This is a genomic window from Protofrankia symbiont of Coriaria ruscifolia (assembly GCF_900634745.1).
GTDB classification, from domain to species: domain Bacteria; phylum Actinomycetota; class Actinomycetes; order Frankiales; family Frankiaceae; genus Protofrankia; species Protofrankia californiensis.
This window is the reverse complement of the sequence record NZ_CAAAFR010000036.1, coordinates 1-15,939: the sequence shown is the minus strand read 5'-3', so window position 1 is coordinate 15,939 and position 15,939 is coordinate 1. Positions and strand designations below refer to the sequence as shown.

General features: G+C 68.9%; 14 protein-coding genes. 6 read left to right on the top strand and 8 right to left on the bottom strand.

Annotated elements, in window-relative coordinates; translation table 11 throughout:
- Window positions 1–894, bottom strand: an 894-nt coding sequence (locus CV1CTNOD_RS04555) for a ParA family protein (RefSeq protein ID WP_242606363.1), incomplete at its 3' end; no start/stop codon positions are given.
- Window positions 895–1,269: 375 nt separating this feature from the next.
- On the opposite strand from CV1CTNOD_RS04555, the gene CV1CTNOD_RS04550 reads away from it, so the two are divergent.
- Both CV1CTNOD_RS04550 and CV1CTNOD_RS04545 read left to right on the top strand, forming a co-directional pair.
- Window positions 1,270–3,009, top strand: coding sequence for a hemolysin family protein (locus CV1CTNOD_RS04550; RefSeq protein ID WP_347402888.1), 1,740 nt, complete (start codon window positions 1,270–1,272; stop codon window positions 3,007–3,009).
- Entirely contained in the window at window positions 3,006–4,172 is a 1,167-nt protein-coding gene (locus CV1CTNOD_RS04545; RefSeq protein ID WP_131784916.1) for a hemolysin family protein, read from the top strand. Before CV1CTNOD_RS04550 ends, CV1CTNOD_RS04545 begins: the two co-directional genes overlap by 4 nt.
- Before the next feature lie 157 nt (window positions 4,173–4,329).
- Here the strand turns inward: CV1CTNOD_RS04545 and CV1CTNOD_RS04540 are convergent, their stop codons facing one another.
- The gene (locus CV1CTNOD_RS04540) at window positions 4,330–4,776 is read right to left on the bottom strand and encodes an antibiotic biosynthesis monooxygenase family protein (RefSeq protein WP_131784915.1); all 447 of its coding nucleotides are present in this window, start codon (window positions 4,774–4,776) and stop codon (window positions 4,330–4,332) included.
- 254 nt (window positions 4,777–5,030) lie between these two features.
- On the opposite strand from CV1CTNOD_RS04540, the gene CV1CTNOD_RS04535 reads away from it, so the two are divergent.
- Complete coding sequence (locus CV1CTNOD_RS04535; protein WP_131785021.1) at window positions 5,031–6,047, top strand: oxygenase MpaB family protein; 1,017 nt, start codon at window positions 5,031–5,033, stop codon at window positions 6,045–6,047.
- Between the two features lie 187 nt (window positions 6,048–6,234).
- A complete protein-coding gene (locus CV1CTNOD_RS04530; RefSeq protein WP_131784914.1) occupies window positions 6,235–7,056 on the top strand; it encodes a hypothetical protein in 822 nt (273 codons plus the stop codon).
- 34 nt (window positions 7,057–7,090) lie between these two features.
- On the opposite strand, the gene CV1CTNOD_RS04525 is transcribed toward CV1CTNOD_RS04530, so the two are convergent.
- Together CV1CTNOD_RS04525 and CV1CTNOD_RS04520 are read right to left on the bottom strand one after the other, a co-directional pair.
- Entirely contained in the window at window positions 7,091–8,293 is a 1,203-nt protein-coding gene (locus CV1CTNOD_RS04525) for a pyridoxal phosphate-dependent aminotransferase (RefSeq protein ID WP_242606377.1), read from the bottom strand.
- A 211-nt stretch (window positions 8,294–8,504) separates the two neighbouring features.
- Window positions 8,505–9,347, bottom strand: a complete 843-nt coding sequence (locus CV1CTNOD_RS04520; RefSeq protein ID WP_131784913.1) for a RecB family exonuclease — start codon at window positions 9,345–9,347, stop codon at window positions 8,505–8,507.
- 381 nt (window positions 9,348–9,728) lie between these two features.
- Between CV1CTNOD_RS04520 and CV1CTNOD_RS04515 the strand changes: the two genes are divergently transcribed.
- Window positions 9,729–10,013, top strand: coding sequence for a chorismate mutase (locus tag CV1CTNOD_RS04515; protein ID WP_131784912.1), 285 nt, complete (start codon window positions 9,729–9,731; stop codon window positions 10,011–10,013).
- A gap of 72 nt (window positions 10,014–10,085) precedes the next feature.
- Here CV1CTNOD_RS04515 and CV1CTNOD_RS04510 read toward each other — a convergent pair whose 3' ends face one another.
- The 3 genes from CV1CTNOD_RS04510 to CV1CTNOD_RS04500 all read right to left on the bottom strand — a co-directional run bounded on the left by CV1CTNOD_RS04510 (window position 10,086) and on the right by CV1CTNOD_RS04500 (window position 13,284).
- Window positions 10,086–10,679, bottom strand: a complete 594-nt coding sequence (locus tag CV1CTNOD_RS04510) for a DUF1003 domain-containing protein (protein WP_131784911.1) — start codon at window positions 10,677–10,679, stop codon at window positions 10,086–10,088.
- Window positions 10,679–11,950 (bottom strand): magnesium transporter MgtE N-terminal domain-containing protein, encoded by a 1,272-nt coding sequence (locus CV1CTNOD_RS04505; RefSeq protein WP_207386188.1) that lies wholly within the window; start codon window positions 11,948–11,950, stop codon window positions 10,679–10,681. The genes CV1CTNOD_RS04510 and CV1CTNOD_RS04505 overlap by 1 nt, the downstream gene beginning before the upstream one ends.
- A gap of 191 nt (window positions 11,951–12,141) precedes the next feature.
- Complete coding sequence (locus tag CV1CTNOD_RS04500; RefSeq protein WP_131784910.1) at window positions 12,142–13,284, bottom strand: glycoside hydrolase family 6 protein; 1,143 nt, start codon at window positions 13,282–13,284, stop codon at window positions 12,142–12,144.
- Between the two features lie 399 nt (window positions 13,285–13,683).
- Here CV1CTNOD_RS04500 and CV1CTNOD_RS04495 point away from each other — a divergent pair, with 399 nt between their 5' ends.
- The gene (locus CV1CTNOD_RS04495) at window positions 13,684–14,880 is read left to right on the top strand and encodes an acyl-CoA dehydrogenase family protein (RefSeq protein WP_131785019.1); all 1,197 of its coding nucleotides are present in this window, start codon (window positions 13,684–13,686) and stop codon (window positions 14,878–14,880) included.
- Between the two features lie 146 nt (window positions 14,881–15,026).
- Here CV1CTNOD_RS04495 and CV1CTNOD_RS26280 read toward each other — a convergent pair.
- Window positions 15,027–15,939: TerD family protein (locus tag CV1CTNOD_RS26280; RefSeq protein WP_131784909.1), on the bottom strand; the 913-nt coding region annotated here is incomplete at its 5' end.

The following is a 15,939-nucleotide window of genomic DNA, read 5'->3' as shown; positions in this document are numbered from 1 at the left end:
GGCCGGCGGTGCCGGCGGTGCCGGCGGTGCCGGCGGTGCCGGCGGTGACACCCGGGCCCCGGCGTCCGGGCCGCCCTCCTCCTGGCGTCCATGCGCACCCGGACGTGACCGAGCCCCTTGCGGCGCACCCGCGGCGGACTCCGCCTCCACGAGCGCCCGGGCATGTGACCGATACGCCTCCGCGCCCCTGGAACGCCTCGCCGTCGTGAGGATCGAGCGCCCGGAACCCGGCGCCTCGGCGAACCGGACCGACCGCGCTATGGGCGGCTGGAGCACCGTGACCACGTACCGGGCGGAGATGTCCACGAGAACGGCGCGGCCGTGCGCGGTCCGGGCGTCGAACAGGGTCGGCAACACCCCGCGGACCCGCAGGTCGGCATTGGTGAGGCGTTGCACGTCATGGACGGTGTCGAGCAGCTGCCCGACACCGCGATGCGACAGCGTCTCACACTGCAACGGGATGATCACCTCGTCCGCCGCCGTCAGCCCGTTGATCGTCAGGATCCCGAGCGAGGGAGGACAGTCGATCAGGACGAAGTCGTAGCTGTCACCGATCTCGGCGAGCGCAAGCCGCAGCGCATGCTCACGGCCGGTACGCGACAGGAGCACGGCCTCGCACCCCGCCAGCTCGATGGTCGCCGGCAGCAGATCCGGACCGTCCTCGGTCCCCCGCAGCACAAGGCCGGGACTGAGCCGACCCAGCAGCACGTCGTGGACGGACAGTTCGATGGCGTCCGGATCCAGGCCCAGGGAGAACGTCAGGCATGCCTGCGGATCAAGGTCAACGAGCAGGACCCGGCATCCCAACTCGCTCAGCGCGGCACCGAGGCTCGCCACGGACGTCGTCTTGGCGACGCCACCCTTCTGGTTTGCGACGGCGAAGACGCGAGCCATACAGATCAGTCTCCAAGCGTCAGCGCGAAACCACAACACCCCACGCCGCGACAACATCACAGGCGGTCCGGATACACCGCCCTCTATATCGGACGAATCATGAAAGGGCATAGATTGCTCCTGCGCGAAGCGCCCCGGCGAACATCCCTGGCAGGGCACGGCAAACATCCCCGACGGTGCACGCATTCCTGACTGTGAACGGCGAATGCCCTCGGTCCAGGAAAGACCCCTGGGCGACACGCCAGACGTCTGTGAGGATGAAGAGATGGCACGCGGCGCGCCAGTACCGCCAGGGCAGGGCCTCCGGCCGGCATCGACAGCGGCGTCCGTGTCCGCTCCAGCACCCCAATCGCCCGATCGCCATGGCGATCTTCGTTGGCCCCCGCAACAGCAATGATCGGCGACATCCTCGGCCTGGTTCTGATTGCCGCCCTCATCGCCGGCAACGGCCTGTTCGTGGCCGCTGAATTCGCTTTTGTGGCGATCGACCGCAGCCAGCTCGAACAGGAGGCGCGGGACGGTTCCCATAGCGCGGCTCGGGTTCTGCGTGCTGTCCGATCGCTGTCGTTCCAGCTTTCCGGCGCGCAGCTGGGAATCACTCTGACGTCGCTGGTACTCGGTTATGTCGCCGAACCGGCGATTGCGTCCCTGTTGCTGCCTGCGATCAGAGCGACCGGTCTGCCGGCCGGAGCCGGCCGTGCCGTCGCGGTGGCCGTCGCCCTCCTGATCGCGACAGTCACCCAGATGGTCTTCGGTGAGCTCTTCCCGAAGAACGTCGCGGTCGCGGCGCCAGTGGCCGTGGCCCAGCGGGTTGCCGGGCCGCAGATGCTCTTCTCCAACATCTGCCGCCCGATCATCACGCTTCTCAACGGATCCGCCAACCGGTTGCTGCGCGCGATGGGGATCGAGCCGCAGACGGAGCTGCGATCGGCCAGATCGCCGTCCGAACTCGGTTGGCTGGTGCGCTCGTCAGCCGAACACGGCACACTGCCCGGCAACACGGCGAGTCTGCTGGGCAGGTCCCTGCGGCTACGCGAGCGCACGGCGCAGGACGTCATGACGCCACGGGTACAGGTGGTCGCGCTCCACGCCGATGACAGCGTCACCGAGCTGCTACGGGTCACCGAGGAATCAGGCCACTCCCGCTTCCCGGTTCTGCGGTCTGCCGGCAACGGCGAGCCCGCTACCAGTGCAGACGTCACTCACGCCGCCACCGGCAGCCACGGCAGCACCAGCCGCAACACCGGCGGTCACAGCACCGACAGTCACGATGCCAGCGGTCACAGTACCGGCGGTCACAGTACCGGCGGTCACGGCACCGCCGGCCCGGACGCGTCCGTACCGTCAGCCGATCTCCCCAGCCCGGGGGGCATCGCAGTCGTCCCCGGGGATGTCGATGACGTCGTCGGGGTCGTCCACGTCAAGGACGCCTTCGGCGTGCCTCCGGCCGACCGCGCTACAACACCGGTCAGCCGGCTAATGGTCGCTCCGGTGGTGGTGCCGGCATCGCTGAGCTGCGACGATCTGCTCGCCACCCTGCGGGGACACAGTCTTCAGATCGCCGTCGTCATCGACGAATACGGCGGCACCGCCGGTGTGGTCACCCTGGAGGACCTCGTCGAGGAACTCGTCGGCCGCGTCCTGGACGAATACGACCCTCCGGAAAGACCCGACGCCACCGCCGGGACGGACGGGAGCTGGTCGCTGTCCGGCCTGCTCCGCCCGGACGAGGTCGCCGACCTGACAGGTGTCCGGCTACCGGAGGGCCCGTACGAGACCGTCGCCGGCGTCATCCTGCACCGGCTCGGGCGCATTCCTGAACCGGGTGACCAGGTCGACGTCGACGGTCATCTGCTCACCGTCGAGGAGATGGACCAGCATCGCATCAACCGCATCCGGTTGACCGGCCAGCCGGCCCACGCGGACCAGCCCCGGCGCGCCGGCAGCCCGGCCGACAAGCCGGACAAGGCCGGCCGATCGGGCGGAGCATACCGATCCGACCAGGCACATCGCTCCGGCCGGACCGAGCCGTCGGGGCAGGCCAACCGCTCGGGCCGGACCGGCGGTGACAACACAGCGGGCGCGGACGACGCGGACGGACGGATACGACGATGACCCTGCTGTATCTCATCGGCGCGATCTTCCTGCTGGCCGGCAACGCGTTCTTCGTCGGTGCCGAGTTCGCCGTCATCTCAGTCCGTCGCGACCAGATGGAACCGTACGCAGCCGACGGCGACCAGCGAGCCCACGTCGTCCTCACCGCGATCGAAAACCTGTCGCTGATGCTCGCCGCATCCCAGCTCGGCATCACGATCTGCTCGCTCGGGCTCGGCGCGGTGGCCGAACCCGCGATCGCCCACCTGATCGAGGGGGGTCTGGACCGGCTCGGCGTCCCCGACAGCTTCTATCACCCGATCGGGTTCGCGGTCGCGCTCCTGATCGTCGTCTGCCTGCACATCGTGCTCGGCGAGATGGTGCCGAAGAACATCGCGCTGGCCGGCCCCGAGAAAGCGGCCCTCCGGCTCGCCCCACCGCTGCTCCGGTTCGCCGGCCTTGCCCGCCCACTGATCGTCTTTCTCAACGCCTTCGCCAACTGGTGCGTCAAGCTCGTCCGCGTCCATCCGGTGGACGAACTCAGCACCGCCTACACCCCGGACCAGCTCGCGGTGATGATCGCGGAATCGCGGCAGCAGGGGTTGCTGGAGGACACCGAGCACGAGCTGCTGACCGGCGCGCTGGAACTGTCCGAGCGGACCGCCGGCACCGTCATGATGCCGATCGCCGAGATCGTGACCGTCCCGTGGTCGGTGACCGCGTCCGAGTTGGAGAAGCTGGTCACCAGGACGGGCTTCTCCCGCTTCCCGGTGCGGGCCGCCGACGGCACCGGCCACGCCGGCCCGAGCAGCGATGCCGGTAATGCCGGCGTTGCCGTCCCGGGCGGCGTCCGGCCGAGCAGGCAGTCGCGCCCCGGTCCGGTCGACGGCGGTACCTCGGCCGGACCGGGCACGGTGATCGTCGGCTTCGTGCACGCCAAGGACGTCATCGGCATCCACGGCGATGCCCGGGACGAACCGCTGCCCCCGCGCCGGCTCCGGCCGATGGTCGAGGTCCGCGCCGACCTGCCTCTGGACGAAGTCCTGCGACTGATGCAACGGACCGGCTGCCACCTTGGCCGGGTACCCGGGTCGAACGGCACGACCCGCGGAGTCGTCGCCCTCGAGGACGTGGTCGAGGAGTTCGTGGGCGAGGTCGAGGACGCCAGTCACCGGATCCGGTGACTCCGCTCCACCCCGTCCCGGGACCGCCCCGGGAGCACCGATCACTCCGCGAGCACCGATCACTCCGCCCCGGAGGCGCCGATCACTTCGTCGTGAAAAGGCCGCGAAGAGGCGTGGGTGGAAATCGTCTCTATCACGACTGAAACTACCTACGCTGTCAGGAAGTTTTGGGCGCGGCCGACTGGACCACCTCGAACGACCACAGCGAAGCCCCGGTCGCAGCCGGCCCACCAGGTCCTCCATGCCCGCCGGGCCCGCCGGGCCCGCCATGACCACCGGGCCCGCCATGACCACCGGGCCCGCCATGACCACCGGGCCCGGGATGACCAGTCGGGTGAGCCGGCACCTGTCCGCCCGCGGTATCCGCCGCCTGTGCGTGACCGCTCTGGAAGGCAGTGGACGCCTGCCATTTCTGGAAGTCCTCCTCGCTACGCCAGCGCGTGTAGACGAGGTAGGTGTCGGTGCCCTCCACCGGTCGCAGCAGCTCGAACCACTCGAAACCGTCCGCAGCCTCCACTATTCCGGCACGGCCGGCGAACCGTTGTTCCAGCGTGGCCCGCAGTTCGGCCGGAACGGTCAGTGCATTGATCTTCACAACGCTCATGAGGTCACGTTAGTTCGTGACGCCGGCCGCGCGACACCGCATCGGCCCACTCGGATCGGTGCATGTGCACATTACCGGCATGTCATCACCATCCGGCCACAACCCTGACACGCAACGCACCCTTGCATGCATCCATCATGACCAATGTGGGACTATCGGTCGCTATTTGATTTCTGAGAGTAAGAAACGAGGATGTTCAGGTGACTGATCAGCGGCATCGAGTCGATGAGGTCACTGATGCCGCGACACGATCGATGTCCTGCCGCCAGGCGCCCTGCACGGATACCGATACCGACACCGGCGACACCGATGCCGGGCTGTTCGGACCGTCCAGCATGACCTGGCGGGTGCACGGCGATCCGAGCATGGTCGTTGCCGGGATCCGGGCACTGCTCCTGCAGGCCGTACACCCGCTGGCCATGGCCGGCGTCGCCCAGCACTCGGCCTACCAGGCCGACCCGTGGGGACGCCTACGGCGAACTGCCGCCTACGTCGGGACGATCACCTATGGGACGATGGACCAGGCGCGCCGCGCAGCCGAACGGGTACGCCACGCGCACGCGCGTATCCATGGCATCGAACCCGTCACCGGCCGTCCCTATCAGGCCGCCGATCCCGAACTGCTGCTGTGGGTGCACGTGAGCGAGGTCGAGTCCTTCCTCACGACGGCCTGCCGGTGCGGGCTGCGCCTCACCGGCAGGCAGGCCGACACCTACTTCGCCGAGCAGGTGCGCGCTGCCGAGCTGATCGGTATCCCGGCCCGGGACGTCCCGGCAAGTCGGGCCGCGGTTGCTCGCTACTTCGCCCGGATGCGGCCACATCTGCGGGTGACGTCGCAGTCTCGAGAGATGATCGCATTCATCCTGCGGCCGCCCATGCCCTGGTGGGTGTCGCGGACCACGCCCGCACGCCCGGCGTGGTCCGCACTGAGCGCGATCGCGGTCGGGATGCTGCCCGGCTGGGTACGCCGGCTCTACGGACTGTCCGACGCACCTGCACTGGCCACCGCCGCCTGTCTGGGCGCAAGGGCGACACGCACCGCCCTGCTCGCGCTGCCGCGCCGGCTCCGGCAGGTTCCCGAACTGCGGGATGCCATGGCGCGCCTCGCCAGGACCGGCCCCGGCGACCGGATGATTCCTCAGGGCGGTCCACGGCACCTGACGATGACACCGCCACGCCAGCGGACGGAGAAAGAGCAACCGCCGGACCGGGCCTGCCGCCTCCCTATCCACCTGGCAGCGGTGGCTGGGCCGGCGTCACCGGGCCGGTGACACCAGGACCATGATCCAAACATGTGGCGCCGGCCGGTGACACACGGTGGCCTAAAGCCTGACCTACCCGGCCGGCCCGACCTGTAGGCCCGACCCGTAGGGCCAAGCGGCGCCGGGAGCCCTCCCGACGGTATGCGACGCAGCAGGGATGCATTACGGAAAGCCATGTGGCTTAATCTTGCCGATCGTGGCTCAACTTCCCCGGGTAGCGGTGTTCGGCGCGGGGCCGGCTGCCGAGACGACTCTTCGCGTACTTGTCGACTCCGGGCTGGACGCGCACCTGTTCGTAACGCGCGATGTCGTCGGTAACGTCGTCGGTAACGTCGTCGACGGTAACTATGAGGTTCGCCCGGTCGACGATGGTCGTCGGCCGTTCGACATCCGTGCCGGTGACCAGCCGGCAACGCGGTGGGACGTCGTGGTGCTCACCGGAGGGATCACCGGGAGCATCGCAGAGAAGGTCGCTCCTCACCGCCTGACCAGGTCGCCTGCCGTCCCACCGCCGTTGTTCGGCGGGGTCTTCGACCCGGACGCGGAAGGGGTGTACGGATGCGGCTGCCTGGAGCGTCGGTCAAGTAGCGCAGATCCGTTCCGAAGCCGCCCAAGAATCCGTGATCGAAAAAGGACGCGTGACTGCCTGACCGGCGCTGTGGCGGGCCGCGACCTGCCGGTGTCGGGATCGACCGGCACCGGCACTGGCGACGCGGCCGGCAGCACCGACGCTGTCCGGCTTGCCGAGGCGCAGGCCCGCTGGCTGGGAGAGTACCTGCGTGGTCGCTATCTGCTACCACCGCGATCGGCGATGCTGACCGCTGCCAGCACCCCGAGACCACTGCGATCACTGCGATCACTGGCTGATGATCTTCGTAATCGCAGGCTCCGGCCACACCACCGCAGCGACGTCGATGCCTACCTGCGGTGGCTCGGAGCCGAGGTGCGTCAGGGGCGCGCGCGGGCCGCCGCGGGTGGTTATCCGCTGCCTGTTCCCTCCCTGATAACAGTGCGCTGATCCGCGTGGAGGTCCGCAGGCCTGCGGGAAACCGTCAGGCGAGGGTGGACAGTCGCTGCGCCGCCGCCCGCAGGGTGTCGAGCCGTTTCGGGAAGGCGAAACGCACGATGTGACGTCCGTCCGCGGGGTTGGCGAAGAACGACGATCCGGGGACCGCAGCCACCCCGGCCGTCTCCAGCAGCCGACGAGCGAAAGCCACGTCGTCGCCGTCGGGGTCGAGCGCTCGGGTATCACACATGACGTAGTACGCCCCGTCCGGTGGCCGGAACCGGAAACCGGCCGCGGCGAGCGCACCGCACAACAGGTCACGGCGCTCGCGGTACTCGGCGGCGATGCCGTCGTAGTAGCTCGGCGGCAGTGCCATGGCGGCGACCCCTCCCGCCTGCAACGGTGCGGCCGCGCCGACGGTCAGGAAATCATGGACCTTGCGGATGGCGGAGGTGTAGGCGGGTGGGGCTATGGTCCAGCCGACCCGCCAACCCGTCACCGCGTAGGTCTTCGACAGGGCGTTGACGGTGATCGTGCGGTCGGCGAGCCCCGGGACGGTAGCGGGTGGGATATGGCCGCCCGGGCCGAGATACTGGATGTGTTCGTAGATTTCGTCGGTGATGACGAGCGCGTCGTGTCGCTGGCAGAGCTCGGCAATCAACTCCAGCTCGGCACGGGTGAACACCTTGCCGGTCGGATTGTGCGGTGTGTTGACGACGACAGCACGGACCCGGTCGGAAAAGGCGGCGCGCAGCTGCGCCTCGTCAATACTCCAGTCGGGTTCGTGCAGCGGGACGAACCTGGGCCGCGCACCGGACAGGATCGCGTCCGGGCCGTAGTTTTCGTAGAAGGGCTCGAAGAGCAGCACCTCCTCGCCGGGATCGACCAACGCGAGCATCGTCGCCATCATCGCCTCGGTGGAGCCACAGGTCACACAGATCTCGATCTCCGGATCCACCGTCCAGCCCGGGTAGGTACGGGCGACCTTGGCCGCAATCGCGTGCCGGAAGGCCCTCGCCCCCCAGGTGATGGCGTACTGGTTGTCGTCCGCGTCGATGGCGGCCTTCGCCGCTTCCTTCAGCTCGTCCGGGCAGGGGAAGTCCGGGAAGCCCTGCGCGAGGTTGATACCGGCGTGCGCCAGGCAGAGCCGGGTCATCTCCCGTATCACCGACTCGGTGAATGTCCCGGCCTTCGCCGACACCCGGGCCGGGATGCCGGCGTCCGGCCGAACCGAACCGCCGCCCACCAGCCCGGCGTCCGCCAAACGGGCATCCGACAGCGCAACCGTGGAATCGGCAACCACGGAAGCGGTATTCGACTGACCAGCACTCACCCGCTCTGTCACCAGGCCATCATGGCCCAGCGCCTGCCGGCAGGCCGGGCAACGGGCAGGTCCCGACCGGCCAAAGGCCACCCGACCATGATTCTTCTCGTAGCCGGAGGCCCGGAGGGTACTGGGCTCAGCCGGGCTCGCGGTCGGCGACAGCGTCCCAGGACTCGCGGTCGGGCGCGGCGGCGCGGCCCTCGGGACAGTGTCGCCGGTAGTCACACCAGGAACACAGTCGGCTCGGCTGCGGCGGGAACGCCGTGTCGGGTCCGGTATCGCTGCGCAGTGCTTCGCCCGCCCGCTCAGCATCGTCGGCCAGCGCCTCGGCCCGTCCAAGATGGCGGCGAAGCGACGCCTCGTCGTGTTCGGCGCCCGCCACGGTGCCGGTGGGGAGATGGTGCAGCTCAACCCGCCAGCAAGGGCGGCGCAGCGTACGGGACACCGCCAACGCGTAGAGAGCCAGCGCCTGGGAGGTGCGGGCGTCGTCATCGGTGGGCGGACGGCGTCCCGTCTTGTAGTCGACGACGACGAGTTCGCCGTCACGGTCGTCAAGCCGGTCGACCCGCCCGGACAGGGCCAGCCGTTCGGTGCGCGCGGCAACCTGACGTTCCACCGCCCTGGGCTCACGGGACGGGTCGAGGGTGGCCACGTAGCGTCCGACCATCTCCGCGGCCCGCTCCCGCCAGCTCGCGGACTGCTCCGCGTCCCGCCAGCCATCCGTGATCCACAACAGGCGGACGAGGTGGGCGGCGCGGGTCGGCGTGCGGCGGGCCAGCGGTTCGTCCCACCAGGCCCGCAGGGCGTTGTGCACGCTGGAACCGAGGGAGTTGTGGGCCCACGGCGGCCCCTTCGGGGGCGCCGGACGGTCGAGATAAGCCATCCGATAGCGGCGGGGACATTCCGCGAACGCGGACAGTTTCGACGGGGTGCACACGAACAGCCGCCGCGGCATGCCGTCCAACTGCAACTGGTCCACGAAACGATCCTCTCATCCGTCCCGATGCTGTCCCGGGGGCCGCAGGGTCACCGGCTCTCCCCACGGCCGCCTGCCTCGTCAGCGGCATCCGTGCGGCATCCGCGTGACATCCGTGTGACGTCTCATCCGTGTGAGGTCACGGTGGGAGCCGGATGGAGCGCTGGACGGTGGCAATCTCGACTGGCATGCTGGTGGCCATGCTCGGTGGATCTCGTGTCTGCGCGCTTCGCGCGAGCAGATCGCCGGATCATTTTTACCAGGGGCCGGGCACGGTCCCTGCACTGCCGCGTATCTGACGCGACACGCCGAGACTCAAGGCCCGGACTCTCCCCGGGCCTGCCAGGCTCTGGGATGACCGGGTCCCGAACGAAAAGGGCCCAGATGACAAGCCACGCGCTCCCCTCAGCCACGCCGGCACCGACGATCTCCTCGATCGCGGACGGCCGGCAGACCATCGACGAGATCGACGTCCAGCTTCGCGCGCTCGTCGGCGCACGCCTGGAGATATCCCGTCAGATTCAGGCGCTGCGTTCCGCGGACGGCGGTCCGCGCATCCAGCACCAGCGGGAAAACGAGATCATCACAGCCTGGTCGCGGGAACTCGGGCCGCGCGGGGTTGAAATCGCCCTGTCCATTCTCACGCTATGTCGCGGATCTCTTACATAAACCCTCCGGTCGAGAATGCCGGTCAGACCCCGGTCGAGGGCGCCGGTCAGGCCCGCCGATCGGCGGCGCCGGTCAGATCCTCCGGTCGGTGGAGTTGCGGCGTTCGGATCGCCGCTCCCACGATCCAGGGCTGCGACGACGCCCAGCGGCTGCGTCCTCACCTGTTCCCGCGTCTGTCCCCGCGGACTCGGCCAGCAGCGCCCGAAGCTCCGCACGCAGCTCGGAACGCAGGTAGTCGCGGGTCGCCAGTTCCCCGACCCTGATACGGATTGCCGCTATCTCGCGGGCGAGGTATTCGGTGTCGTCGAGCTGGCGTCCGGTGCGCTCCCGATCCTGCGCGAGGTTGGCCCGGTCCCGGTCGTCCTGCCGGTTCTGCGCCAGCAGGATCAGCGGTGCGGCATACGCCGCCTGCAGGGACAGCGCCAGCGTCAGAAAGATGAACGGATAGTTGTCGAACCGCAGGTCACGGGGTGCGATGATGTTGTAGCTGATCCACAACACCACCACTATGCTCTGGACCACGAGAAAGCGCGCGGTCCCGATGAACCGGGCGATCCGCTCGGCGGCCCGGCCAAAGGCGTCCGGTTCGTAGGGACGGCGGGTCAGCGCCGACCGGCGGGACGGGCGAGGCTGATCGAGCCTGCCCGTACGACGGCGGATCTTCATCAGGTGCCCACGCTCGGGGGGTGCGCACCCGAGGCGTCCGAGTCGAGGTCGTGTTCCCGCCAGCCGGCCGGCAACAGGTGGTCCAGCACGTCGTCGACGGTGACCACCCCCACCAGCCGGGCGCTGTCGTCCAGCACCGGGGCGGCAACCAGGTTGTACGACGCGAGGTGACGGGTCACCTCCTGCAGCGACGCCTCCGGCCGCAGTGGGGTGATGTCGACGTCGACGATGCCGCTGACGAGCATCCCGGGCGGTTCCCTCAGCAGACGCTGGAAATGGGCAAGCCCGAGGTAGCGCCCGGTGGGTGTCTCGAACGGAGGACGCACCACGTACACCTGCGCGGCCAGGGCCGGGGAAAGCTCCGGCGCCCGCACCCGCGCGATCGCCTCGGCCACGCTCGCGTTCGGGCCGACGATCACCGGTTCGCTGGTCATCATGCCGCCGGCGGTCCTGTCGGGGTAGACGAGCAGGCGCCGGACCGGCTCAGCCTCCCGCGGTTCCATCAACAACAGCAACCGCTCGGCCTCCCCGGCGGGCAGGTCCCCCAGCAGGTCGGCAGCGTCATCGGGGCCCATCGCCTCCAGGACGTCGGCGGCCCGCTCGTCGGCGAGCCCGCCGAGCAGTTCGACCTGCTCGTCCTCGGGCAGTTCTTCCAGGACGTCGGCGAGCCGCTCGTCGTCGAGGGCCGCAGCCACCTCGACACGGCGTTTGTCGGACAGATCCCGCAGGAGCGAGGCGAGGTCCGCGGGCCGCAGCTTCTCGAACACCGCGAGCATGTTGGCCGCGCCCTGGTCCTCCTCCGGCAGGGAGAATCCGGTGACTTCAGCCCAGGAGACCGCGCGGACCTCGCCGCGGCGCCGCCGGCCGGTCCGTACCGCGACCTGGTCGAGAACCCAGTCGCCGCCGCGGATCTGTTCGATCGCGGCGTCCACCACGACGACACGGATACCGGTCGCGACCAGCGTCACCTGCCGGTCCAGGAGCTCACCGAGCACAAGGGTCTCGCCGGGACGCTGGGCGAACCGGCGCCAGCTCAACCTGGCCGAGGACAGCACCACGGCACCCGACTCCACCCCGGTCACCCTGCTGATCGGGACGAAGATGGGATGGCGTTGCACCTCGACCGCAAGCCCGAGGACGCGCGGCGGTTGGCTACCCAGCCGCAACATCACCACCACGTCCCGCAGCCGTCCGACCACGTCACCGTTGGGATCGAGGACGAGCAGGCCCGCCAGTCTCCGACAGAACAGCCGGGCCGGTGCCGCTGTCATGGCCGAACACCACGGTGTGGTTCACAGTTCGGCCTCACCGCGCGAGGCTACCTCCACCGCCCGATCCACTGTCGATCTTACTGCTCGGACCAGCTGCCGAGATCCGCGGCGCCCGCCACGGGGCACCAGCCGGAACAAGCCTCACGAGCCTCCTGAGGCTCACGGCGACGAGGTGACGGGGGCTGGGGCTGCTAATAGGGCGCCCGCTTGGCCAGTCCGAGGGCGTAGTCCGTCCAGAACTCACCGGCCGGCGGGCCTCCGTTACACGTGCCGTCGGACTCCCCGGGGCCCTTCACCCACAGGAACGCGTCCGCGCGCTCGTCACCGGTTGCCGTGGTCGGACGGGTTCCCAACGCTCGCCCCGCCGGATTGCACCACTGCCTGTCCGGAGCCGGGCCGCGCCCGTTGCGGCTGGTGTCGACGACGAAGTGGCCACTGCCGCCGAGCTCGTCGACGATCTGGTCGCCGTAGGCCAGCAGGTCGGTGGTGTCGACGAAGTTCGCCGTGTTCAGAGCGAAGCCGCGCACGGCGGCGACACCGGCAAGCCGCAGGCGTCCGGCCATTTCGGTGGCAGGGCGCCAGTCCGGCTGCCCCGCGTCGAGGTAGACGGTGGCTCCGTGCTGGGTCAGCAGCATGCCCGCCTCACGGATCAGCGTGTAGCGCGTCTGCCGGTCAGCGGCTGACAGGCAGTCCGCACCGGCGATCGCGTCCGGCTCGAGTACCACGGCGGCAGGGCCCGAGTCGATGCCGGCGGCAACCTCCGAGATCCACGCACGGTATTCGGCCGGCGAGTTCGCCCCGCCGGCCGAGTAGCCGCCGCAGTCGCGGGCCGGTATGTGGTAGACGGCGAATATCGCGATCGCGTGGGCGGCCCGCGCGCTGCTGACCCGCGCGGCGACCATGGTGCGGACCTGCGTGGTCGGGAACCAGTCACCGAGCCACATCGCCTGCGGGGTACCCGCGATCTTGTCGAGCAGGCTCGCGTTCGCGGGACTGCGGCTGCGCAGCCGGGCCGTGACCGCGTCCGCCCGCGTGTCGGGATCATCGTAGAAGCGGACACCGGCCAGCGGGTTTCCAGCCGCTCCCGGGCCCGGGAGCGTCCCGGGCGGGGTGACAACCGCAGCCGAAAGCGGCCCCGGCGTGGCGGTGGCCGTGGCACCTGGGGACGCCGGTGCCCGCAGCGTCCCCACGTCCCCGGGCCGGCAGCCGGCTGCCAGGACGAGTGATACGGCCACGATCATCGTGGCGGCCGCAGCCAGGTGCCGCCAGGTAACCGGCCTCTGGTGGACCTTGGTAACCGGCCCTTGGTGGACCTTGCGAAGAACCGAGAGCACCGCACCTCCGGAGGCACAACGGGTATGCCAACACCCACCGCATCGAGCCCCCTCGGGACTATTTTAGGCGCTATCCGGCAGATATCGTCTGATACGGGCAGTGATTGCCGATACGGACAATGATCCAGATGGCGTTCCGCAGGGCGGAGGACGGCGGGCTCCCGCGCCGTCGCGACCGGGGACCCGCGCCGTCGCGGAGTAACGGTGTGGGTGGCGACGGTGTGGGTGGCGACGGTGCGGGTGGCAACAGACAGGGAGTGATCGTTATCGTCGCTGGCGCCCGTCCCCGAATGCCGTGATACTCCTCATAAGTATGTGACGGCCCGCATGTGATTCCCGACGGTTGGTACGGAAGTGGTATGGGTCGGCCACGATACGGTGAGAGGGGAAGCGGACACGATGGGCAGGATCGCGCAGACCGACGGTCTGACCGACGTCCAGGCCGACATTTTGTCGGCTGTGCGTATATTCGTCGACAAGGAGATTCTGCCGTACGCCACGGAACTCGAGCACAAGGACGAGTTCCCCGAGGCGATCGTCGAGGCCATGAAGGAGATGGGGCTGTTCGGGATCACCATTCCCGAGGAGTACGGCGGGCTCGGTGAATCACTGCTCACCTACGCCCTGGTCGTCGAGGAGATCGCCCGTGGCTGGATGAGCGTGTCGGGTGTAATTAACACACATTTCATAGTCGCCTACCTCATCATTCAGCACGGCACGCCGGAACAGAAGCAGCGACTCCTGCCGAAAATGGCGACCGGGGAGGTCCGTGGTGCTTTCTCGATGAGCGAGCCCGGCTGCGGTTCGGACGTGTCCGCGATCAGCACCCGGGCCACTCCCGACGGTGACGACTACCTCGTCAACGGCCAGAAGATGTGGCTGACGAACGGTGCCCGTGCCGGCCTCGTCGCGACTCTCGTGAAGACCGACGAGGGGGCCGACTCCGTCTACCGGAACATGACGACGTTCCTGCTGGAAAAAGAACCCGGGTTCGGCACCCACGGCGGCATCACAATCCCCGGAAAGATCGACAAACTCGGCTACAAGGGGGTCGAGACCACCGAGATGGTGCTCGACAACCACCGGGTACCGGCATCGTCGATCCTCGGTGGCACGGACGGCCGCGGTAAGGGCTTTTACCAGATGATGGATGGCGTGGAGGTCGGCCGGGTCAATGTCGCGGCCCGCGCCTGCGGCATCATGATCCGGGCATTCGAGCTGGCCATCGCCTACGCCCAACAGCGCCGGACCTTCGGTAAGCAGATCATCGACCACCAGGCGATCGCCTTCAAGCTGGCGGAGATGGCGACCAAGGTCGAGGCCGGCCACCTGATGATGGTGAACGCGGCCCGCAAGAAGGACAGCGGCCAGCGCAACGACGTCGAGGCCGGAATGGCCAAGTATCTTGCCAGCGAGTACTGCTACGAGGTGACGACCGACTCTTTCCGCATCCACGGCGGATACGGCTACTCGAAGGAATACGAGATCGAGCGGCTTTTCCGCGAGGCGCCGTTCATGCTCATAGGCGAGGGCACGTCCGAGGTGCAGAAGCGCATTATCAGCCGTGCGCTGCTGCGGGACTACAAACTGTCGTAAACCGCATGTCAACACCGGCAGACGGCCGAACACCGACAGATGGCCAAATGCCGGCAGACGGCCTCGGTGCCGGCGGACGTCGGGTGATGATCGGGAACGGTTCCGGTCGTCACCCGACATCCAGCCCGGACCACCGGGCCGCCGGCCTACAGGTACTGCTTGGACGGGCCGACCATCGCGCGTACGGTTTTGCCGTCGTGAAACTCACCGATGGCGGTCATCGTCCAGTTCGGACCACCGTGCTGGCGAGCCACCTTGCACATGACGAGCCCGGTCTGCGGCTTCGATTCGGACAGGTCGAACCGGACGAGTTCGGCGCCGGTGAAGTCGTCGATCAACCGGCAGAAGGCGTTGCGAACCTCGGTGAACTGCTGACCCTGGAAGCTGTTCACCGTGAAGACCAGGGCCTCGACGTTCGGCGGGAGCGCGGCCAGGTCGACGAAGATGGTCTCGTCGTCGCCCTCACCGGCACCGGTGAGGTTGTCGCCGGAATGGCGAACCGCGCCGCGGGCGCCCTTCTTGGACATGAACCACACCTTGTCCACATCCTTGCCCCGGTTGTCGAACAGGATGCAGGAGGCGTCCAGGTCGATCTGGCGCCCGCTGTATGCCGGATCCCAGCCGAGGCCCATCCGCACCCGGGTCAGGGGCGGAGCACCGCTCTTGACCAGCGAGACGCTCTGGCCCTTGCGCAGGGAGACCCGGCCCTTGTCCAGGTTCACGGGCGCGCCGCCGGCGCCGGTTACCGGCGGGGGCGGTGGCGCACCCCAACCCTGCGGGGCCGGTGGCTGGCCGGCTCCCCAACCGCTCTGTGGAGGCGGCGGAGCCTGCTGCTGGCCCTGCGGCGTACCCCAGTAATGTTGCTGCCCGCCGGGCTGTACCGGTGCCGGCTGCCCCCACGGCTGGGTCGGCTGGGGTGGCTGAGCCGGTGGTGGTGGGGGTGCGCCCCAACCTCCGCCCGCCCCGGCGGGTTGTGCGGGCTGCCCCGACGGCGTCCCCCACTGGGGTTGACCTCCCGATCCGGCCGGCGGCGCACCCCACTGGGACCCTCCCCCCGAG